The 23,154-nt window shown below is 33.2% G+C and carries 19 protein-coding genes; 9 read left to right on the top strand and 10 right to left on the bottom strand.

Annotated features, from left to right (window positions below; genetic code table 11):
* The first annotated feature begins 9 nt into the window (after nucleotides 1-9).
* From ACIQ0M_RS02200 to ACIQ0M_RS02225, 6 genes are read left to right on the top strand one after another with little or no spacing between them, the layout of a single operon-like run.
* Nucleotides 10-1,062 (top strand): type III polyketide synthase, encoded by a 1,053-nt coding sequence (locus ACIQ0M_RS02200; protein ID WP_396149264.1) that lies wholly within the window; start codon nucleotides 10-12, stop codon nucleotides 1,060-1,062.
* Complete coding sequence (locus ACIQ0M_RS02205; RefSeq protein WP_396149266.1) at nucleotides 1,056-1,835, top strand: SDR family oxidoreductase; 780 nt, start codon at nucleotides 1,056-1,058, stop codon at nucleotides 1,833-1,835. The genes ACIQ0M_RS02200 and ACIQ0M_RS02205 overlap by 7 nt, the downstream gene beginning before the upstream one ends.
* A 12-nt stretch (nucleotides 1,836-1,847) precedes the next feature.
* Complete coding sequence (locus ACIQ0M_RS02210; protein ID WP_396149268.1) at nucleotides 1,848-2,276, top strand: 3-hydroxyacyl-ACP dehydratase FabZ family protein; 429 nt, start codon at nucleotides 1,848-1,850, stop codon at nucleotides 2,274-2,276.
* Between the two features lies 1 nt (nucleotide 2,277).
* Nucleotides 2,278-3,552, top strand: a complete 1,275-nt coding sequence (locus ACIQ0M_RS02215) for a beta-ketoacyl-[acyl-carrier-protein] synthase family protein (RefSeq protein ID WP_396149270.1) — start codon at nucleotides 2,278-2,280, stop codon at nucleotides 3,550-3,552.
* 27 nt (nucleotides 3,553-3,579) lie between these two features.
* Nucleotides 3,580-3,834: an acyl carrier protein gene (locus tag ACIQ0M_RS02220; protein ID WP_396149272.1), complete on the top strand. Its 255-nt coding sequence runs from the start codon at nucleotides 3,580-3,582 to the stop codon at nucleotides 3,832-3,834.
* Nucleotides 3,831-4,304, top strand: coding sequence for a 4'-phosphopantetheinyl transferase superfamily protein (locus tag ACIQ0M_RS02225; RefSeq protein WP_396149274.1), 474 nt, complete (start codon nucleotides 3,831-3,833; stop codon nucleotides 4,302-4,304). Before ACIQ0M_RS02220 ends, ACIQ0M_RS02225 begins: the two co-directional genes overlap by 4 nt.
* Here the strand turns inward: ACIQ0M_RS02225 and ACIQ0M_RS02230 are convergent.
* Both ACIQ0M_RS02230 and ACIQ0M_RS02235 read right to left on the bottom strand, forming a co-directional pair.
* Complete coding sequence (locus tag ACIQ0M_RS02230) at nucleotides 4,297-4,914, bottom strand: 3'-5' exonuclease (protein ID WP_396149276.1); 618 nt, start codon at nucleotides 4,912-4,914, stop codon at nucleotides 4,297-4,299. The genes ACIQ0M_RS02225 and ACIQ0M_RS02230 overlap by 8 nt on opposite strands.
* A gap of 3 nt (nucleotides 4,915-4,917) precedes the next feature.
* Nucleotides 4,918-6,837 (bottom strand): DUF294 nucleotidyltransferase-like domain-containing protein, encoded by a 1,920-nt coding sequence (locus ACIQ0M_RS02235; protein ID WP_396149278.1) that lies wholly within the window; start codon nucleotides 6,835-6,837, stop codon nucleotides 4,918-4,920.
* Nucleotides 6,838-6,931: 94 nt separating this feature from the next.
* Between ACIQ0M_RS02235 and ACIQ0M_RS02240 the strand changes: the two genes are divergently transcribed.
* Together ACIQ0M_RS02240 and ACIQ0M_RS02245 are read left to right on the top strand one after the other, a co-directional pair.
* Nucleotides 6,932-7,534 carry a Pr6Pr family membrane protein gene (locus ACIQ0M_RS02240; RefSeq protein ID WP_396149280.1) on the top strand — a complete coding sequence of 201 codons (603 nt, stop codon included), beginning with the start codon at nucleotides 6,932-6,934 and terminating at the stop codon, nucleotides 7,532-7,534.
* Between the two features lie 483 nt (nucleotides 7,535-8,017).
* Nucleotides 8,018-9,664, top strand: a complete 1,647-nt coding sequence (locus tag ACIQ0M_RS02245; RefSeq protein WP_396149282.1) for a DUF4832 domain-containing protein — start codon at nucleotides 8,018-8,020, stop codon at nucleotides 9,662-9,664.
* 61 nt (nucleotides 9,665-9,725) lie between these two features.
* Here ACIQ0M_RS02245 and ACIQ0M_RS02250 read toward each other — a convergent pair whose 3' ends face one another.
* The 8 genes from ACIQ0M_RS02250 to ACIQ0M_RS02285 form a co-directional block, all read right to left on the bottom strand.
* Entirely contained in the window at nucleotides 9,726-13,649 is a 3,924-nt protein-coding gene (locus tag ACIQ0M_RS02250; protein ID WP_396149284.1) for a DUF2194 domain-containing protein, read from the bottom strand.
* 2 nt (nucleotides 13,650-13,651) lie between these two features.
* Nucleotides 13,652-15,622 (bottom strand): hypothetical protein, encoded by a 1,971-nt coding sequence (locus tag ACIQ0M_RS02255; protein WP_396149286.1) that lies wholly within the window; start codon nucleotides 15,620-15,622, stop codon nucleotides 13,652-13,654.
* Between the two features lie 3 nt (nucleotides 15,623-15,625).
* Complete coding sequence (locus tag ACIQ0M_RS02260) at nucleotides 15,626-16,189, bottom strand: endo alpha-1,4 polygalactosaminidase (protein WP_396149369.1); 564 nt, start codon at nucleotides 16,187-16,189, stop codon at nucleotides 15,626-15,628.
* A 15-nt stretch (nucleotides 16,190-16,204) separates the two neighbouring features.
* On the bottom strand, nucleotides 16,205-16,450 hold the full coding sequence (locus ACIQ0M_RS02265) for a hypothetical protein (RefSeq protein ID WP_396149288.1): 246 nt from the start codon (nucleotides 16,448-16,450) through the stop codon (nucleotides 16,205-16,207).
* Nucleotides 16,422-17,315, bottom strand: coding sequence for a hypothetical protein (locus tag ACIQ0M_RS02270; RefSeq protein ID WP_396149290.1), 894 nt, complete (start codon nucleotides 17,313-17,315; stop codon nucleotides 16,422-16,424). The genes ACIQ0M_RS02265 and ACIQ0M_RS02270 overlap by 29 nt, the downstream gene beginning before the upstream one ends.
* Nucleotides 17,312-18,034 carry a hypothetical protein gene (locus ACIQ0M_RS02275; RefSeq protein ID WP_396149291.1) on the bottom strand — a complete coding sequence of 241 codons (723 nt, stop codon included), beginning with the start codon at nucleotides 18,032-18,034 and terminating at the stop codon, nucleotides 17,312-17,314. Before ACIQ0M_RS02275 ends, ACIQ0M_RS02270 begins: the two co-directional genes overlap by 4 nt.
* Nucleotides 18,035-18,106: 72 nt before the next feature.
* Nucleotides 18,107-19,657 (bottom strand): GT4 family glycosyltransferase PelF, encoded by a 1,551-nt coding sequence (pelF, locus tag ACIQ0M_RS02280; RefSeq protein ID WP_396149293.1) that lies wholly within the window; start codon nucleotides 19,655-19,657, stop codon nucleotides 18,107-18,109.
* A gap of 384 nt (nucleotides 19,658-20,041) precedes the next feature.
* Nucleotides 20,042-21,580, bottom strand: a complete 1,539-nt coding sequence (locus tag ACIQ0M_RS02285; RefSeq protein WP_396149295.1) for a DEAD/DEAH box helicase — start codon at nucleotides 21,578-21,580, stop codon at nucleotides 20,042-20,044.
* A 210-nt stretch (nucleotides 21,581-21,790) separates the two neighbouring features.
* Here ACIQ0M_RS02285 and nhaA point away from each other — a divergent pair, with 210 nt between their 5' ends.
* Nucleotides 21,791-23,152 (top strand): Na+/H+ antiporter NhaA, encoded by a 1,362-nt coding sequence (gene nhaA / locus ACIQ0M_RS02290; RefSeq protein WP_396149297.1) that lies wholly within the window; start codon nucleotides 21,791-21,793, stop codon nucleotides 23,150-23,152.
* Nucleotides 23,153-23,154: the final 2 nt, after the last annotated feature.

Genomic DNA, 23,154 nt, shown 5'->3' on the forward strand with positions numbered 1-23,154 from the left:
TAAATTAAAATGACTGTTAAACTCATCACTGTTGCTACGCAAGTGCCGCAATATTCTCGAAAAACTTCGGAAATTATTCCTTTTTTGGATAGTTGGTTGCATAGTCAGGAAGATCGATTCATACGAAAAGCAAAAAAGATTTTTGAAGGAGCTCAAGTAGATAAACGTTATTCCATTATGCATCCGGAAGAAGTTTTTTCCTTATCATCTTTTGAGGAAAGAAACGCCATTTATTCCAGAGAAATGATTGTTTTGGGCGAACAGGTGCTACAAAAAGCTTTAAATAATGCAAAATGGAGTCCGAAAAGCATTGATTATATTATTACTGTGAGTTGCACCGGGATTATGATTCCATCCCTAGATGCTTATCTAATCAATCGCTTAGAGCTAAAACAAGATATTGTTCGATTACCTGTAACCGAAATGGGTTGTGTTGGTGGAGTTTCGGGTTTAATTTATGCCAAAAACTTCCTCAAAGCCAATCCCAACAAAAGAGCGGCAGTGATTACCGTTGAAAGTCCAACAGCAACGTTTCAATTAGATGATTTCTCGATGGCAAACATTGTCAGTGCTGCGATTTTTGGTGATGGAGCAGCGTGTGTTTTAATGTCTTCCCATCCCGAAGACGAAGGTCCAAAACTAGTTGACGAAGCCATGTATCATTTTTATGATAAAGAACACATGATGGGTTTTGATTTGACGAATAAAGGTTTAAAAATGGTTTTGGATATTGAAGTTCCTGAAACAATTGGCGAACATTTCCCAACTATAATTCATCCATTTTTAGAAAAAAATAATTTGACAATTGCTGATATAGATTATTTAATTTTTCATCCGGGTGGGAAAAAAATCGTACATTTAGTCGAAGATTTATTTTTAGATTTAGGTAAAAACATCGACGATACTAAAGAAGTGTTGCGATTATACGGAAATATGTCAAGTGCCACAGTTTTATTTGTTTTGGAAAGAATTATGCAACAGAATCCAACATCAGGTCAAAGAGGGTTGATGTTGAGTTTCGGTCCCGGATTTACAGCACAACGAATTTTAGTAGAATGGTAAACGAATTTCAACATACTTGGGCAATTATCCTCGGAGGAAGTTCCGGATTAGGATTAGCTTCTGCTAAAAAGTTAGCTGAAAACGGAATGAATATTTGCATCGTTCACCGAAATACGCGAGTGGAATTACCTGAAATTGAACAAGAATTTGAATCTATCAAATCAACCGGAATTTCCTTTTTGAGTTTTAATGTCGATGCTTTACAAACTGAAAAACGACAAGAAATCATCAGTCAAATAAAGACTGAAATCGGTTCAAACAAGATAAAATGCCTCATACACAGTATCGCAAAAGGAAGTTTAAAAAGTATGACTTCAGAAAATTCATTGTTAACCGATGATTTTTTGTTAACTATCAATGCAATGTCGATTTCGCTTTACGATTGGACAAAAGCAGTTTTTGAAGCTGAATTATTTCATAACGATGCCAGAATCATTTCTTTTACCAGCGAAGGAAGCCTACGACCAATTACAAATTACGGAGCTGTGAGTGCAGCCAAAGCCACATTGGAAGCCATATCAAGACAAATCGCTTTTGAATTTGCACCCCTTGGCATCAAAAGTAATTGTATTCAAGCGGGTGTGACTGATACAAAATCACTTCAATTGATTCCGAACAGTGAAAAAATTAAAGAAATTGCAATTAAACGAAATCCATTCAAACGATTGACAAGGCCCGAAGATGTGGCCAATGTGGTTTATTTACTTTGTAAAGAAGAAGCCAAATGGATCAATGGCACAATTGTAAAAGTAGATGGTGGTGAAAGTCTTTAAAATAAAATTGAAATGAGTGAAACCGATTTAATTTTAAGTAAACTTCCGTACCAAAAACCGTTTCTTTTTGTAGATGAATTGCTCCAAATTAATGAAAATGGTGCAAAAGGAACCTTTACGTTTGATGAAAAGTTAGATTTTTACAAAGGTCATTTTAAAAATAATCCAATTACGCCAGGTGTGATTTTAATCGAAACAATGGCTCAAATTGGATTGGTTTGTTTGGGAATTTATCTGACGTTGAACGAAGATGTTTTGAAAATCGCCTTTTCATCCTCCGAAGTTGAATTTTTAAAACCCGTTTACCCCAACGAAAAAGTGACCGTAATTTCAGAAAAAGTGTATTTCCGTTTTGGAAAATTAAAATGTAAAGTTCGAATGATGAATAGCAAAAATGAAGAAGTTTGTAGTGGAACTTTGTCAGGAATAATAGTAAAATAAAATGCAAAAAAAACGTGTCGTAATAACCGGATTAGGCGTTGTTGCTCCCAATGGTGTGGGCGTGAGCAACTTTTTGCATGCCATCAAAGACGGATTTTCGGGAATCAAACACGATGCAGAATTAGAACGATTGCAATTTTCCTGCCAAATTTCGGGAACGCCTGAAATAACGGAAGAACTAAAAAATGAATATTTTACAGCATTAGAATTAAAAAACTTTAATGCATCCGGAATTTTATATGGAGTGATTGCCGGCATTGATGCTTGGAAAGATGCCGGATTATCCATTGAAAACAACAATAATCCCGATTGGGATAGCGGTACAATTTTCGGTTCAGGAACTTCCGGAATTGAAAAATTCAGGGAAAGCATCTATAAAATTGATGATTTTCAAACCAGAAGATTGGGAAGCACTGCTGTTGCTCAAACCATGAATAGTGGCGTGAGTGCTTATTTGGCAGCCAAATTAGGTTTAGGAAATCAAGTAACCACCAATTCATCTGCGTGTGCAACCGGAACAGAAAGCATTTTGATGGGCTACGACCGAATCGTTTCCGGACAAGCCAAGCGAATGTTGGTGGGAAGCACCTCCGATAGCGGTCCGTATATCTGGGGCGGATTTGATGCCATGCGGGTTTGTACTTTCAAACACAATGATTCGCCTGAAAAAGGCTCTCGACCGATGAGTGCAAGTGCTTCTGGATTTGTGCCCGGAAGTGGAGCAGGAGCAATTCTTTTGGAAGATTTAGAGTCGGCTTTAGCTAGAAATGCTACCATTTATGCAGAAGTCTTAGGTGGAAACAGTAATTCCGGCGGACAACGAGGTGAAGGAACAATGACCGCACCTAATTCCATTGCTGTACAAAAGTGTATTGAAGATGCGTTGAAAAATTCAAATATAAATTCCAATGAAATTGATACAATAAACGGACATTTAACTGCCACAATTAAAGATAGTTTAGAGATTTTTAATTGGAGTAAAGCTTTAAATTTAAATCAATCTAATTTTCCTTATATTAATTCGTTGAAATCGATGATAGGACATTGTCTTTCGGCTTCCGGAAGTATTGAAAGTGTGGCGACCATTTTGCAAGTTCATCACGGATTTATTTTTCCTTCGATTAATCGTGAAGATTTGCATCCGGAAATTGAGGCTTTGGTTGAAAGGGAAAAAATTCCGCAACAACTTATTCAAAAAGAAATTAATATTGCGGTAAAAGCCAGTTTTGGTTTTGGCGATGTTAATGCGTGTGTTGTTTTCAAAAAGTTTCGCTAAGTTGCGTATCTTCGTAAAAAAAAGAAGATGAACAAAGAAGAAACCATTCTCCAACTCAAAAATATAGTAAAACCTTACATCAAAAATCGAGAAGCGTTTGACAATTTAAATGAAAACACTGATTTTATTAATGATTTGAAGATTAATTCCGCCAATTTGGTTGATGTTATTTTAGATATTGAAGAAGCGTTTGATATTGTGATTGACAATGCATCGATGGAAAGAATGCTCAATGTTCAAGCAGCGTTGGATATTATCGAAAAAAAATTAAATGAAAAATGATTGGGAATGATGTTGTAGATTTAGCTTTAGCAAAAGTAGAAAGCAATTGGCAACGAAAAGGTTACCTCAATAAAATATTTACTACAAAAGAACAAAACCTTATTTATTCCGACCAAAATCCAACGGTTATGGTTTGGATATTGTGGAGTAGGAAGGAAGCCGTTTATAAAATCATCCGACAACAAAATGGATCAAGAGGATTTTATCCTTTGCGAATTGAAAACACTGATTTTAAAAATGGAATAATAGTATTTGAACAACAACTTTTCTATACCAAAACAACAATAAAAGATGATTTCATCCATTCGATAGCACTTAAAAACCAAGCTTTTGGTGGTGTACTTGAAATTTCAAATACAATTCAAATTCATAAAAAAGATGGAATTCGTTTTATAATTAAGAATGGAAAACACATTCATATTTCAAAAAGTCACCATGGAAGGTATGAAAAAGTGGTTAGACTTATTTAATATCCAATCGTTTCTTTAGCTTCAAAAAAACTAAAGCTGTAATAAAAGCATCACCGGAAGCAGTGTGACGGTCGCTTTTTTCTACTTTTAAAATTTTACATAATTCATCTAAAGTAGAATGTTGATCTTCCTGTAAACCTTTGAATTTCTTATACATGGCATCAGTATCCATGCTGTCATTTTTGAGTTTTCCCACTTCCAAGCGTTTGAGAGCTTGATTAATCATTTCAATGTCAAAATTCACGTTATGGCCTACTAGAGTAGAATTTTTAATAAACTCTAAAAAGCGAATGATGGCTTCGGCTTCCACAATTTTTTCTTCCTTTCCTTCCTTTAAAATACCATGAATTGAAGCGGTTTCTGATTTATAAAGATCTTGTTTTAAAAAAAGTTCAAGTGAATCGTTTACAATCACGGCATTATCAATTACAGCAACTGCTCCAATTGATAAAATAACATCTTTACGATGATCTAAACCCGTTGTTTCGCAATCAAAAACTACATAACGTTTTGGTTGTAACTCGTCGGGTTCTTGCTCGAAATTTTCAAGATAATTTTCCCAAAATTTTGGATAATCTTTGCTTACTTTTTTAAACCAATCGAATACCATATCTTATGTGAAATAGGTGAGTTGAAAACGATTTTTGATAGCATCTTGGATATCGCGGATAGGTTGAAAAGCATTTTTAAGTTTTACTTTATCTGATTTCGATAATTCATTCAAATTCAAATACCTACCGTTATTATTATTGGTTAGACCTTCTTCCGTTCTGAAGAGAGAAAGGGTAGAAAAAGCTTCGGCACAACTTTCAAATAAATCAGCGTTTTGAGGCTCTAATTCGGCTAATTTTTTATACCGTTGATAGGTGTTGTTGATTCCTTTTATATCCTGACTTAAAACCAATAAACGAGCAGCATCAACCAATGGCATGATTGCTCGGCTTTTAATGTCAAAAGTATCTTTGTGTTCGCCGTCATCTTCCACCAAAAACTGACGAAAAAAGCCAAGTGGAGGAGGGTTTTTCAATGCATCTGTGCCCAAATAAGCAAAAAATAATTGGTTATTGTGCACATTGGCAAAGATGTTATCTGTAATCAAATCCACCAAATTTTCATAACCCACAATAAAATCATAATCAAAGAAAATAGAGCACATTAAAATTCCTTTTTCACCGGGTTTATTAATCCAAGAATTGTACTGCTTATTCCAATCGGTGACAGATTTACACCACATTGGATTACTGGCCATCATTTCTGCAGGACAAAATTCATAGCCAACTTTATGGAGTGTTTTGGTTACTTTTTCGGCTAATTCGAGGAAATATTTTTTCACATCGTCATAACGTTCTTCTTCCACATCTTCAAAAACTAAGGCATTATCTTGGTCGGTCATCAATAATTGCTCTTTACGACCTTGACTGCCAATGTTCATCCAGGCAAAGCGAGTAGGGGGTTGTTCCTCCATTTTTTCAATGGCTAATTCTACCGCTCGTTTGGTAATGGCAATATTAATTTCGCCGACAAGAGATGAAATATGTTGAATTGGAATGTTTTTATCTAATGAATTCTGAATTAAATCATTTAGTTTTTCACGAACCGCTTTTAATTCTTTCGAACGTGTTGCCCGTTTGGTTTGCTTGAGTAAAACCCCGGGGTTGTTGGCTTGAGCTACTACTACATCATGTTCAGAAATAATTCCCATGATTTTGGATTTGTTCGTTCCATCGGCTGTCACGCAAAGATGTCCAACATTGTGCTTAAGCATCATCATTTGTGTTTCTGCAATCGAAATGTTTTCGGCAACTGTAATGACCGGTGCCGACATGATTTGATCTACGGTAATATCAATAGGAAATAGGCCAGTGGCGATTTTTGAACGCAAATCTTTGTCGGTCACAATGCCAACCGGTAAACTATTATCTTGAATAATTACGCTACCAATTTTGCTTTGTGTCATCGTTTGTGCCACAAATTTCACAATATCTTTTCTGGATGCTGTGATAGGACTTTTTGTATAAGAAATAGGTTGAAAATATTGAATTTCTGAACTTTGCTCGGTATAAATTACATTCTCGGAAATCAATTTTCCTCTATTTTCTTTATCATAAGGGTTACGCGTATTAGATGCAAAACTTTCTAACAAAAAGCTTAAAACTTCGGCATTTTGACTCACATAGGGTTTGAAAACATCAATTGGAATAGCGTACAAAAGGCTTTCTTCACGGGCTTTGGCGGTCATCAAATAATTGTTTTTTGCAAAAAATGGACGTAGTCCCAAAATATCTCCTTCATCACATTTGTCAATTAATGCTTCTTCGGCATCGGAAGTAACGGAAAGTCCGATTGCACCCTCTTTCACGACATAAAAGAAAGGATGGGTTTTGTCTCCGATTTTAAACAAGACATGGTTTTTTTCTACATGTACCACTTGAATTTCATTGGAAATTGTAACCAATTCAGTATATGTAAGACTGTTGAATGGCGGGAAGTTTTTCAGAAAATCTGCAATTCGTTCAGCAATTGAATTTTTCATGGCTCTAAAAATTTAAAGTATAAAGTTACATAAATTCTATTACTGAAGTCAAATTTACAATTGGTTTTATTAATTTTATCAAAAATAGGATAATATGCAAACTCACAAATTCATTTTATTATTCGGATTTATATTGGGATGGTTTTCATTAGTGACACAATTCATTCTTTTATTACAAAATAGTAGCGTTGATTTACTTAATTCTATTATTAGGTTTTTTTCTTTTTTTACAATTTTGTCTAATTTTTTGGTTAGTATTTGCTTTACAACATTATTTTTTAAATTTTCTACTTTATTTAAATCTTACAAAACGCAAACTGCTATTGCAGTATATATTAGTATTGTTGCAATCGTATATAACATTGTCTTACGATTTATTTGGGAGCCAACCGGTTTACAGAAAATTGTGGATGAATTATTACATGTGGTCAATCCGATTCTTTTTGTTGCATTTTGGTTTATTTCAAAAAATAAAATTTATATATCGTATACATTTACTTTCAAAATCTTGATTTTTCCATTGATTTATCTGTTTAGTGTTTTATCGATTGGTCATTACTCAAAGTATTATCCTTATCCGTTTTTAGAAGTTAACCTTATCGGTTATTCCAATTTAATAATCAATTGTATAGTTATAACAGTTGCTTTTATTTTGATTTCTTTGTCATTTATATTTATCAGCAATAGAAGGGTTTAGCCTAGCTTTTAAAATATTCTATTTTACATAATATAAATTATAATTCAATTATGAGTAAATAATAAGAGTATATTTAAATCAATATATTTTCTTAGAAATATTGGTTTAATAAATATTAATCAAAAGAAAAAAAAGATAAAATTTATGGTGAAAGAATGAATATGACAAAATTAAAAATTCTTAGTAATCATTTTCTTAAATCATTACACACCAGTTGATATGTTTACATAAAAAAAAGTTTAAAAAGTGAACCAAAACCTACATAAATTGTTGTTAATACTTAATCATAATCTTACATTTTTTTACACTTTATGTATTTCATCGATTTTTAGTGCATTTTTTTAACGCATTTAATCGATAAAAAAAAAGCATTTCATCTATATTTGAATCCATAATACAATGAGCCACAACATCGTATTATGCTAGTAAAACTAAAATTGTTTAATCCGCTAACCCAAATTTAGCAAAAACTTACCTACTACTATGAGAAAAGTATTTACCTTTTTTGGTGCTCTTCTGTTTATTTACGGAGGTGCACAAACAACAACAGTAACGTATACTGAATCGAGTGCCAACTTTCCAAATCCTGAGCGTGGATTTTATAAGTACAGTGATACCCAATCTTCATCTTCAGGTGGTTATGGTCTTTTGAACCAATCTTCGTTGACCAACTATCGAACGAACCAAAATATTACGTTGGTTTTTCGCTATTTTTATTTAAATGATTTTGTTAATTCTGCCATTCCGCAATCCTATTTGAACAACATGCAAACGGATTTTAACCGAATTCGTAATGCCGGTTTAAAAAGTGTAATTCGTTTTGCCTATTCTGATGATTATGGTGATGATGTTGTTTTGGATGCTACTAAAGCCAGAATGTTGGAACATATTAATCAAATAAAACCTATTTTGATTGCTAATGCAGATGTTATCGCTGTCATGCAAGCCGGATTTATTGGAGCTTGGGGCGAATGGTACTACACAGACCAAGCCGAATTTGGCGGTTGGGGCTACAATGAAACCAATTTGACTGCTGCCAATTATGCTCACCGTAAAAATATCACTGATGCCATTTTAAATGCTTTACCTAATACAAGAGCTGTACAAATTCGCTATCCTAAGATGAAACAACAAATGTATAATACTCCCGCTCCTCTCCCACCGAGTCAAGCTTATACAAATACTAGTTTAGCAAGAATTGGACATCATAATGATTGTTTTTTATCAAGTAACACTGATGTTGGAACTTATTCAAACGTAAATACTGAATATCCGTATTTAGATCAAGAAACTCAATTTTTACCAATGGGTGGAGAAACCTGTGCTGTTTTTGAATCCAGAACTAATTGTACGACTGCACAATTTGAAATGGCTAAATTTCACTGGTCTTATCTTAATTTAGATTATCATCCAAATGTAATTAATGGTTGGCAAACCGGCGATTGCTATCAAGACATTCAAAAAAATCTTGGGTATCGTTTTGTACTAACCAGTGCAATTTTGCCACAAAGTGTTTCATTGGATAATCAATTGTCGGTTACAATTAACATTGAAAACGTTGGATATGCAGCTCCTTTTAATGAGCGATATGCTTACATTGTTTTGAAAAATTTAGTAACAAATGACGTTTTCTCCATAATGTTGGATTCAGATCCTAGACTTTGGCAAGATGAAGTTACCATCACAGAAAATTTAACTCTACCGGATGGAATTATTCCCGGAAATTATGATATGTATTTGCATCTTCCTGATGCCTATGAATCATTGGCTAACAGACCTGAATATGCGATTCGTTTTGCCAACAACAATGTTTGGGAATCGTCCACCGGTTACAACCGTTTGAACCATAAAATTGAAGTTACCGAAACACTTGGTATTGCAGATAACAATCGTCTAAAAGTTATTTTACATCCTGTACCAGCCAATAACGAGTTAATTGTAGAAATGGATGCGGCTTCGGAATACAATTTTGCTATATACAATTCGTTGGGTCAACAAATGAAATTAAGTTCTACCCAAAACGGAAACAAAGTAAGTTTTGATACACAAGCATTAACAAACGGTGTATATTTTATTCAGTTTGATAATGGAGAAACCAATGATTCCAGAAGATTTATTGTAAGACACTAAAACAAGCTCCTGTTTTATTTATAGATGATGAAGTACAAATTGATGTACTTCATCATTTTTTTTACTTTTTACGATTCTTTTCTTTGAAGCTATGTTTTAATCCAAATTGAACCGTATTAGAATAGAATTTATCTTGATTAAAAATTTCAAAACCGGCTACCAAAGCGGTGTAATGAAATAATCTATACGATACTGTACCTGAAAAACGTTGAAAAACTTCTGCATAATCATCAAAAAAGTAAGCCGCTTCAACCTTTGCTTTAAAATCATTTGCTTCTAAACCATAAGTGTAGCTGAGTCCTGCTCCACCAAATAAACGTTTGTCCAACATCCAATAGGGATATCCATCACTTAAATCAGCAGAGCCGGTTTGAATGGATGATTCTAAGAAAGGCACAAATTTTGATTTTTTTTCTTCACCATCGTCCCAACCAATTCTTAATGTTCCGGCGATATCGATGTTGTTATCGGTCACGAAATCATTATTAAACTTGCTTTTGGTGTAGTAATTTGATTCTATCGCCAAAGAAGCATTAATTTTTTTCATGAAATAAACACTTTGGTATAGAACCGATTGAACGTGATAAATTTCTTTTGCATGACCCGGTGCGGTTTGCACGGGAAATACATTCACTTGAGCCGAGCTGAAGTTTTTATTAAATGTTTTACTAATCCCGGCACCAAACTGAAAATACGTCTGCTGATAATTATCCATTTCTAGTCTGATTCTGGACCAATATTGGTATTTGTCAAAAGAAAACGGATTTTTATATTGGTATTCTATTCCATACACACGAGTAAATTTATTATCATCGGAAATAATCAATTCTTCATTATCTTCTCTGTTTTCAAATCGTGGCAATGATATGATGGTATCCACTGTAGAACGAATCAAAGGGAAAAATTCAGAGTATGTTCCGGCAATTCGGTGAAGATTTTTCTTTTTATCATAAAAATTATAGGAATGTCTAGTCATTAAGGATGCCATTCTATCTCTATTCGTTTGAATTTCGTTCTCAGATTCAATAAAATTACCATATTTCAAACGATTTGTTTTGGTTACGGCCATTTTGACATTATCTAAAAACAATTCGGGATAATTGGCTAATAAATCCTGTTGCAAAAAATCATCCTGAAATACAACATCGGCATTTAAAGATTTTCTCAGCGATTCTTTCTCTTTTGACTCCGGAAGTTCATTGGCTAAAATCCATGCTTCTTTAAATTTGCCCATATCGTGATAATAATTCGCCATTAAAGCTTTGGTCTTATAATCATCGGGGTTTTTCTCGATATGATTTTTGTATTCATTGATTAAACTATCATACTGTTTTAGCAGAAAAAGCCATTCCATTTTATTTGCGATATCAATTTCATTGCTGTAAAACGACCAATCATAGGCTTTTTGATAGTTTTTTTCATTGGCATAAAGCCAAGTAATATTAGTAGCTAATTCTCTGTAATCCTCTGAAGGCTCGATTTTTTCTAATTCAACCAAAGCCGTTTGAGGTTCATACCATAATAAATGTTGTAGGTAGTTAAACATACTTTGCTTTCCTGTATCAACACCTAACAAAGCAATTAATGCCTGCTTGATTTTTTCTTTATTTTCCGGTGTGTTAAAATTGGCTACATAGCTGTTTAGTAAATCTTTATCTCTTGGATTAACTAATAGCTGAGCATTAATCCACTTCTCCATTGCCAAGTCATTGGGGTAGCCAATTAATTTTTCTAACTCTTGTGAATACATTACATTTTCTTTGGTCGGATATTTTGCACAATGCTTTTCGAGCATAGTCCAAACCTCTTCGCCTTTATTATCCCACGACATGTATTCTGCATATTTGTTCCAAGTAGGATAATCAATTGTGGATTCAGAGAGCATTCGTTGTTTTAATGCTGCTTTTTCCTTTCGGATTTGTTCTTCATAATCTTCAGAAACATCTTCGCCTTGTTCAAACTCACGAACTTTCGCCACATAACTGTAATAATCATTTTTTACTTTACTGAAAATAAAATCTAACTCTTTGTCTCTGTATTCACGATAGTCTTTCATTCGTATGGAAGGCTCATTAGTATACACAGAATATAAAAATCCGTCTAAGTATTTTGTTTTAGAATAAATTACTGCGATAGACTTCAACTGAAGTTCAATATTTTCAGCATTTTCTGTAGTTCCGTAAAGAAACCAATACTGACTGTTTGACATTGAATTTTCCGGATTCAACTCTTCTACAATATATTTCCCGTCATAGGATTTATGGTTAAATTTTGAAGCTCTCCAATCATAAGCAATCTTACCACCTTCACCGGCATTTAAAAAACGAGTTTGCGGAAATGCCGTAGTGAATTCTTTTAAATATTTGTCAAATTGTCCTAATAAACCACCCGCCTTTCCTTTTGTTTTTCTCCAGCCTAACCCTTTTGCGTTTCGCAATTCAAAATCACCGGCACTTTTGTTAAAAGGACTTGGAATTTGATACACATCATCCGGATGAACGAAGTGGTTCCAGATTCCTGTGTACAAATATAACGATTGGATATTGTATTTAGAATTTTCATCAATTTCAAAACCACTGGAAATTCGAGGATAATCAAACATTCCGTGATGATAAGGATCAAAATCAAATTCGCGATTTCCGCCATCATAGGTTTCACCCAAATATAAACTACACATAAAACTGATGGATGGAAGACCATCTTTTAATCTTTTTAAACCCATTTGGTCAATGAAATTTGATGGTGGAACATACGAAACAGGTAAATCACCGAAACTACTAACCTTCCATTTCTTTTGAACACCTTCTAAAGCAGTTACAATGAATTCAGGTTTTTTCCAATCTCTTTTTACTAATGAAACGTGATTGTAACCATGAAAACCTAATTCGTGTCCGGTTTTCATACAGTCTCTCATAAGCCAACTACTAATGGGTTCAACCCTACCACCACCTGACATTTTTTTTGCATCCCACTGACTAAAAAGAAATGGTGGGTCGGTTTTGACATTATAATCAAAAGCCGGAATTGCAGTGTAGCTCATTTGGTATTTTTTGGCTAACTCTTTCATATCCGGCCACCATACATTCTTTACAAAATCAGAAATTGATAAATTCATTTCTGATTTGATAGGTTCCATTTTGGTATCATACAATGGCGATGGAAAATCATCCAAGAAAACGGTGCTTGTATTGGCAATTGGATAAGGAATTCCTTCGAGTCCCATCATCATTCCGGAGAACAAAATTCCTCTGTCCATTTTTTCAAACTCAAACGTAGAATTCAAATTTATGACTCTTCCCTTTCCTACTTTGCATTCAAAAATAGCCGGAAATGATGGATTATTGACAGAAGTAGCATACACTTTAATTTTAGATAGATCAAAGTTTTCACCACTCATTCCAAAATGAACGATTGCTTTTCGAGTAGAAGTTCCTGCCAATGTAGGGATAAAATTTTCTTTGAAATTTATGCCCAACGATGTCACATCTGTAGAATATTCTGAATTTGCTTTCATTCCTATCATAAAACCAAAACGTTTGTCTTCGCAGGAAAAAGGTAAGTATAATGTTCCGCCATCAGAAACAAATTTTAAGAGTTTAGCAACGGAAGCATCATTTAACTTTTTGGTTTCCAACACACATAAAACTCGTGTTGACGGAGCAATTTCAAGGTTGGCATTCCAAGCTTTAAGATTAATGTTTTTAAATGGAATCTTGGTATAATTACAAACTTTTTTAAGGTGATTACTGTATTTTACACTAATTGGGTTTTCAAAATCCACCACATACTCAACCAAAGGCGGAAGATTCAAATCCGTGTCTGAATAATGTTTTAATAAACCGTTTTTTCCGACTTGATCTTTTGAAAATAAATCAATATTATTTGGATTCATTATGGCATCAAAGTCGGCACAGCTAGAAAAAATCAATACAACCGCCATCAGGCAGTGAATAATTATTCTATTTTGGGTTGCACGGGTTTTCATACTTAATAGATTAGGTCATCAATCTTACTTGATTTGGGTTCGTTTACAATTTCATACACGTTTACGTAGGGGCTTTCATAGTATAAAGAGACATTTCGTCCTCTTTTTTCCAACGTGTTGATATGTTCTTTTAATAAGGGCTCTAATTGATTTTGATCCGCAAAATGGTTTTCCGTTTCTGTATTATCGTGATAGACAAATACTAAAACACTTTTTGGAATCACATACTGTGGATTCTCAACAAAAAACCTAGGTTTCTTTCTGTTGTGATGATATATCGAATCACTGTCTAAATAACTGAATAAAAAATCTTCATAGTTTATAAAGAAGTGCTTGTTAACACTCATGGTTTGAGCAATATTATCATTGACAACTGCATAGCTATTTGGAAAATATTCATGTAAAATTTTATCATAAGCATCCAAAACCATTCGAGGTGTTTTGTCTGAAGATTTAATGTTTTGTAACGGCGTTATTTGAGTAAATAAAATGCCACTAAAAACCAATAATGAAGCAGCAACGGCAATTGCTATTTTGAACTTTAAAAACCGTTTATACAACGGAAATAATAATCGTAAAATCACCGCAACGGATATTCCAAAACAAATGGGAATAAAAACGGATAATGCCAAACGAAGTAAATCAGTATCAATCCATTCCACATGAATAAAACTTAATGTAACCAACAGATTAAAATAGAGCATAAATACTAACGATGGTTTCCATTCCTCTTTCTTATACCAAATCAAGAAAGGCAGAATAATGATACTAAACAACGAACCGTATTGATAATACTTTAATAATTCTTCAAATGGTATAATCAAGTTCGGCATATACGTAAAAGAAGTTACCGAGATTAAACTTGATTGCAAGAAGATTAAAAAATCATTTTGATAATACTGACACATTAAGTAATAGGTAGTCAAAACGGCTGCTGTTCCTATTATATAGGCAACGAGAGCAATCCATTTAAATGCCAAGTAATTTTTGTTTACAAATACTAATGCAATGATAAAAAACGGAGGCATCAAAATTAATAATGTAAACAAATCAATCAATCCAATGGCAAAAAAACAAATAACCAAACTCATGAAAAAATTTGTCTTTTTAAAATTGATAACATCCGGTTTTAAAATGTAAACCATACTGGGAATTGCAAACGTTAACCCCATCAGTACAGGTTCATTTTGCAAAAGATAATGTATTTCTATTGGTGAAAAAGTATATAAAAAAACATAGGTTAAAAAAGCAATCATTGGAGCTAAAACTTTTGAAGTAGTAATTTTTCGGATTGCCCAAAAAACGATAAGACTTAAAAGAATATCTTCCAAAATAGCTAAACTTTGTAAACCCACTTCCGGGCTAATGTCTACCAATTTTGAGTATAAATTGCTAACGGCTAATTCGCCTTCCACTGAAACAGTTCCATTAAACCAATTGTTTTCATCGAAGAGAATTACTTTATTCAGATTTGAAATCCATAAATCTGAAAGCAAATAAGTGTCGTATGTATAAAAATAATAACGTCCGATAAAAGCAGCTACAATCAAAACCAATGTAGCATAAAAAATAAAAACACGATCGTCTTTTAATTTTTTTGGTCTTTCAAGACGAATAACTTCTCGCAAAGGTTTTCTGTTTTCATTATCCTTCAAAAATTCAAAAAAACGAGATTTTGAAGCTTCTTTAAAATAGCGAACCGGATTTTTAAAGTTTTTAATTCCAACCACATCAATTAAAATGATAAACAGCATTATTAATACATAATTAATTAAACTGTAAACACTAAGTTGAATTAAAACAAATACGACAACCAAAGACAAACTACCATACTTAAACCATTCATTAACAATAAATTGCGTGAGATTATGGCTATATTCACGTTTTACTAATTTATTGTTACAGTAATACAAAAACATCAGCAAGAAAACAAGCCTTACAAAACCTAATAATATGGAGCTGGAAAGTATCATGATTTATTTGGTGAAATTGGGAACAGATTGCAGATCTATTTTTCCAATAAAATAGTCGAAATCGGTCGACGCTAAACGTTTAACTATTTGATCATAAAGTTGTTTGGTATCAGCATATTCAATAAGCAATACCGGTATTTTATATTTTGTATTAATTTCTTTTATTCGCTTTATCCGTTCATTAAAATCATTGGTTTCACGGAGTTTATAGGAGTTTCCCTGGAAAGTATAATCGGTTGCTACAGATTCAAACAAAACAGATTCTATAAAATTTTTGGTGTCCGGAATTAATTCTAGGCCTGAATTTTGGACTAATACTTGGTTTGGATACTCTGTTTTAATTTTTTTAATTAAAGCAATTAATTCTTTTCGTTGTTTAGCTTGTGGTCCGAATGACGAAAAATTGTCAATATTATCCAAAAACAATCCATCAAAGCCTTTATCTAACACTTTTTTGATTAACGACATAAGCACGACAGATGTAGATTTGTCTTTTAGATTTAAATAATAACTATCCCAATTATTGTTTTTTCCTAAAGTTCTGTTTTTTAGTAACTTATAATGTATAGCATTACTATTTACTTAACCTAAACTAATATAGGCCAATACGTTTTTATTGTTCTTTTTAATTTGCTTAACTTCTTCTGCTTTAAAATTTTTTTCTTCCAAAATAACGTAGTTATAACCTTTGATTTTTGCAGGATCTAATTTGCCGTAACAAACCAGAACAGTACTCTTGTTAACAGGATTGCTGAAAACAGGAATGGTTAATAAAGAAGGCAATAGCCAAAAAAACAAATTAAAACGACGCATAATAATGATAATCAAGTTTTTTGAAAAAACGGAAAAAATGCTTCAGGGTATAGAACATAAAAAATAATGCTCCGGCTAACATTCCTACCACACTGTATTCAAAACTAACAAAGCGACTAAGAATAAAACCAATGGTTAGATTAATAACGATGGCATAAATTATTCCTTTCAAAGGTTGTTCTGTTTGACCTAAAGTGAACAAATATAGCGTATTAAGCATTCCCCATGCTAAAAAGAAATAACCTATTCCTCCATAAAGAGTAACTTTTACGCTTAAAGTTTCCAATTCCTCGTGAAACTGACCTTTATAACCCCAAGAAGCAAACATCAATTGATAGATAATTACAAAAATAACCGCTGCTGTTATAAAAAGAATAAGAATATTTTGCCAATACAACTTGTGTAACTCTTTATTAAAAAGTTTAGAATTTTCAAATTGTACTAATTTTTGGGTGATGTCCAGAAATCTTGTAAAAGAAGCAATACTAAATTCTAACACACCGGATAATAGCAAAAACACTAGAATTGCCATATCCATTCCCAACTCATAATCTTTTTCAAAATAAACTATAAATGGTAGTTGTCCGGTTGCACTGGTAGACCAAGCCAAAATTCTATCAATAAAAATAAAAAGGTATACACAAATTCCATATAAAAAATAACGGTGATTTTGGTAAATAAATACCGATGTTTTTATATTTAAATCAGCTCTTGGTGGATGCTTTTTTAAGAAGCCTCTGAAGAAAAAATACAAATATGTTTTGGCCGCAATAATAGCTGCACTAATTCCAAACCAATGCGTATAATAAATTAAAAGAGTAGAATATTTGTTCAGAACAACCGTCACTGCCGTACCTAAAACTACGGCTACAGTAATCATCCACCGTTGCCGAATGGTATGTAAGGGGCTAATACCAGCAAAAGTACACCAATCAAAAAGGCATAGGCAAAAACAATGAATAGTACTTTGTAAGGATAAATATGAATAAATGAATTTACAAAAAGTATAACAGCAAAAACGATAAAAAGCGTTTTAATGCCTAGTTTTAAAAGGTAATCAATTGTTTTTTTGGTCATGGAATAATCGAGGTAATTCCAATAAAAAGTGGCTTGACGTCCAATAACCTGAACAAATCCACCGGTAGAAACGATACCAATAATTACTCCCAAAACAACTGCTGTAGATTGCAGGTGGTTAAAATGAACATGCGTCCACAACGAATAACCAAAAACAACTATGGCAGCAATTTGAAGAAAAACAGGAAGAAGATGAAAGATACCCAATGGATAATACTGAGCAAAAATTTTAGCTTTTACAGCCATATAATCAGAAAGTTGAATAGTTTCCGGATTAGTGGCTAAGTACTCACGTTGTTTGGCATTCAAACTTTCTTTATGTTCTAAAGAAGTTGTGAGTTGTCGGTAGACGTAATTAGCTAAATCTTGAATGTCTGAAACACCATAATCAGCTTCTGTATCTATATCTCTAATACCAAAAGACTCAATAGTAGCGGCAACAACTCTGCTGCTTACCGGTTTACCTATTTTATCTTTTACATTATTAATTAATACTTTTATATTTTCACTATGCTTTTCCATTTTGCATTAGTAGAACACATACATTCTATTTTTTTGGTTAGGTTTGGGTTTAGGTGTAAATTTGGGTGGGGTTTATGAGGCTTTTACTGATTCTATTTCATCTAATGATTGGATTAAAATTGGCATTTGTACTTCTTTAACTTCACGAGTAACAACTCTTTCGTATACATCTTCATATGCATTGATAAATTTACCAATAGTAAAATTATCAATTACTTTTTTTCTGGCGTTTATACCCATTTGCTCTCTTAGTTCTTTATTATTAAGAAGCTCCACTACTCTATTTCCTATATCTTCAGCATCTTTTGGTTTACAAATATAGCCGCAAGATTCGTCTAAGGCTTCCGTTACTCCACCTACATCGGTGGCAACAACAGGAATTCCGCAACTCATTGATTCCAATACTGTATATGGGAAACCTTCGGATATTGAAGTCAGAATCGAAATATCGCCTTCGCAAAACAATTCGCTTGGTTTGTCGTGATAACCGGCTAATTTGAAGTTATCTCTTACACCTAATTCATCAATTAAACGTTCACATTCAGCAGTATATTCTGGCACAGCATTATTATCGCCATAAACCAAATATTGAATGTTTGGTATTTGACGTTTTGCTACTGCACATGATTTTATCATGGTGACAATATCTTTCAAATCAAAAATACGAGCCGCCGCCACAACTGTTGGAATATCTTTCAAATGTTCCGGTTTAGCTGTCGGTTTAAATACGTTATGATCGATACCGTTGTAAATAATTTCAATTTTTTCAGGATCTGCTCCATACATTTTCTCCCATTTGATGTTGAATTTATTTACAGACAGAATTTTATCTGCTTTGTAATAAACTAATTCCGTCACACACTCAGAAAACTTAATCAACATTTTTTTAAGAAAATATGAATATTCTGAGGAGTTGATTGCCAGTAAACGTTCACGGATAAAGACACCATGTTCAGTAACAATCATAGGAGTTCCATATTTATACTTTAACACTAAGGCCGGGATTACAGGAAAACCGGATAAAGTTAAGTGCGAAACATCTACTCTAGGAACATCAACAGAAAGCGGAATCAAAAAACGGTAAATCCAACGCATTCCCGAAGTTAAATCATACAAAGAAACTTTTTCATTTTCTTGTTCCGAATTCAAATCAGAAACCATATAACAGAAAGTTCTCCAAACCGGTTCACTTTTCATTGTTTTTTTATAATCGTGCTTTTGAAAATAACGCCACATTTTTTGAATTGTTTCATCAAAAGCTCTTACATCTCTATTGTTAGAAAAAATGTGTCTCAGTAAATCTTGAAAGATTGGAATAAAAACTTGGTTGATTTTATCTAAATCGTTTTTCTCTTTTTGAGATATAATTTTATAATACTTTTTACCGTAATCAATCATCTCCTGAGGTTCCATTGGTGACCAAAGCGGAACTTGGATTACGTTTTTTACGTTTTCACTTAATCTATATTTGGATTTAGACTCAAATTCTGCATTGATTGAATAAAGTGTGAAATTTGAATTTTTCACTTCATTGCAAAGCATGTGTGCCCAAGTAGAAACTCCACCACCATTGAAAGGATAAGTTCCTTCTAAAATTAACATTACATCGTGCTTTTTGCTCATAACTTTTTAGATAATAAAATTCCGTTCGTCGATGAATCTGCCAATGCAGAACCAGACAATTTGGTGCACTTTAACAATCTTAGGGTGGTTTGTGGTATTTTTTTGGAACGCCGGCTTTTGGGGACGACTTCTAAAAAGTTTTTTAACTAGATAAAATGATATTAACATAGAATTAATAAAACTTTACACGGTTAAAAGACATTTCAAAAGTAGAATTAAATCTAAACAGCACAAAATAAATCCTCTGAAATCTGTTGAAAACACTCATTTCATCGACGAAATGCATAGTGCTCTGGATGAGTAACTTATATTACCGATTAACGGTAAAAGAATTTTACCAATGAAATAAATAGGAAGGTATTTTAACAAGTGTAAATATAGGAATTACTCACTTAAAAACATTTTTTCTCGAAATTTTCTACCAATTACAAGTAAAAGTCGTGTTTTATAATCGTCAATTAACCAATCGCAATAATTTTTAGTAGAACTACTTAAACAGTTAGTGAAATGACGAACTCTACTTTCAATATCATCCGCCAATTCTTTAGCTAATTGCTTAGCCTCTACTAGCGTTTCTGAATTTTCTACACACATTAACGCATGATGATCAATCGATTTTTCAATCACAATTTTAGGTCGCATATTATTTGCTAATGCAATGCGGTATTCTGACTCTACATCAAATTCTATGTTAGCCGTTTTGCTAAACTTGGCCCGAAGCTCCGGAGGCATTTTGTAAAAGAAGTTCATTTCAATTTCCACATCGCCTTTTAAATTGTGGATGTATTGTTCTGGATATTTAAAAATATGTTGCCAATCCAATTTATCGGTCCACAAGCCAAATCGAGCCGCATTGTTTCCTAAGTCAATAATTGTAAAGGCATCTTTGTTGGGAAGTTTTCGTGAACCACGACCAATCATTTGAAAATAAAGCGTCAGTGATTTAGTAGCACGGTTTAAAATAATTGATTCAACGGTTGGTTCATCGAATCCAGTGGTAAGAATTCCAACCGAAGTCAAAATTGCATCCGGCGTTTCTTTAAACCATTTTAAAATATCCCTTCGTTCCTCATTATTGTTGGTATTGTCCAAATGCTTGATGTTTTTAAAGCCGGCTTCCCTAAAAACATCTAAAACGCCTAATGAAGTGATGATGCCGTTGTTGAAAATTAGCGTCTTCTTTCCTAGCGAATGAGCGGTGTAAGCATGAATTAATTTTTCCTGCATGGCCATATTGGTATACAGCTCATCAGATGATTTAACAGTATAATCGCCATTAATTCCGATTTTTAAGGAGGTCAAACCAACATCATAACTGTAGGTTGTTGCTTTAGCTAAATAACCTTTATCAATCAATGAGCCAATGCTATTTCCAACAATCAATTCATGATAATTTTCATTCATCGGCAATTTAATATTGGAACTTAAAGGTGTAGCGGTAACACCTAGGAAAAAAGTATTTTTAAAAGCATGAAATAGTTTTCTAAACGAATTAAAATGTGCCTCATCTATAATCAATAAACCAACATTGTCAATATGCAACTTTTCATCATTCAAACGGTTTTTCAACGTTTCAACCATGGCTACGAAACACGAATATTCGTCTTGGTCAGGTAATTCTTTTACAATGCTGTTGATGATTTTATTTTTTACATCAAAACCTTTCAGCATTTTTGAGGTTTGTTTACATAATTCGATCCGATGCGTTAAAACCACCACTTTTTTATTGTACTTTTCTAAATAGCGACGTGTAATTTCAGAAAATATAACAGTTTTACCTCCACCGGTTGGCAATTGATAAAGTAAATGATAATTGTGTGGAGCATTTTCAATTTTATCAAAAATGAGGTCAATATCGCCCAATTGATAGCTGTAGAGCTTTTTTTTCTCTTCAATTTCAAGCAATATATCTTTTTTTGACATGACAAAATTTTAAAAAATCAATTTTTGCAAAAATAAGCAGATAAAGTCCCATTATTTATTTTTTAGGTTAATTAATTTTTAAAATTCAAATGACCACATCTTGTAAAGGTTAAATTAAACATAAAATCGATTAAAAAAAAACGTCCGAAGTTTCATATTCAATGAATATTCTTAAATTTACATCCCTTTTGAGAAAGCCTATAAATTAAGATGAAGTATAAAATTAAAATCACTCCTATAGATAGATGGGTTATTGATCCGGTGAACCGGTTTATCGGGAAATCAACCACAGGGGGAATTGTTTTATTTCTATCTGCAATTGTGGCTTTAGTTTTAGCAAACTCTCCATGGAAGGATGCTTATCACCACATATGGGAACATAAAATAAGTTTCGGAATCGACAACAAGTTTATGTTGGACAAAACTCTTCACCATTGGATTAATGATGGTTTGATGGCTGTATTTTTCTTTGTTGTAGGATTAGAATTGAAAAGAGAAATTATTGGAGGTGAATTATCCAATCCAAAAAAAGCCATATTACCTATTGTTGCTGGATTTGGCGGTATGATTTTTCCTGCCTTGATTTATTTAATGTTCAATCCTTCCGGAGAAGCTCACAGCGGTTGGGGAATTCCAATGGCAACTGATATTGCTTTTGCCTTAGGAGTTTTATTTTTGCTTGGCAAAAGAGTTCCTACTTCACTCAAAGTATTTCTAACTGTTCTTGCCATTGCAGATGACTTGGGTGCTGTGCTAGTGATAGCACTTTTTTACACTTCAGATATTTCTTTTACAAGTTTAATAGTAGGAAGCTTATTTCTGTTACTACTAATAGTTTCTAATTTAGTCGGTGTCAGAAATACATTTTATTACGGAATACTTGGGGTTGGTGGACTATGGATGGCCTTTTTATTGTCTGGAGTTCATGCAACTATTGCCGGAGTCTTAGCGGCATTTACAATCCCTGCCAATGTTAAAGTTGACGAGCTGGTATTTATTGAAAAAATGAAAGATTACCTTAATAAATTCAAACACGCCGATCCAAATGGTGTACCAACTGTTACGCCTGAACAGTTGCACATTTTAGAGGACATGCGTACACTTTCTAAGCAGGCAATGACTCCCCTTCAACGTCTTGAGCATGGTATGCATCCATTTGTTACTTATATAGTAATGCCCATTTTTGCTTTAGCGAATGGCGGAGTAACCATTTCATCAGATTCAACAAATTCAGGTACAAGTTTAGTAGCCTTGGGAGTGATATTTGGTCTATTAGTTGGTAAGTTTATTGGAATTGTAGGAACAACATCGCTATTTGTAAAATTAAAACTAGCCAGTCTACCTTTAGGCATGACTTATAAACATTTAATTGGAGTTGGACTTCTGGCTTCAATCGGGTTTACAATGTCACTTTTCATAGCCAATTTGGCCTTTAAAAACCAAGAATTAGTTCAACAAGCAAAAATGGGAATTTTATTTGCCTCACTCCTTGGTGGCACTTTAGGATTTCTCTTTTTATATTTTAATAACAATAAATCAGAGGTAAATATCACAGAAGCTGATACACATTAATT

This window comes from Flavobacterium sp. (genome assembly GCF_044339515.1).
In the GTDB taxonomy this organism is placed as follows: domain Bacteria; phylum Bacteroidota; class Bacteroidia; order Flavobacteriales; family Flavobacteriaceae; genus Flavobacterium.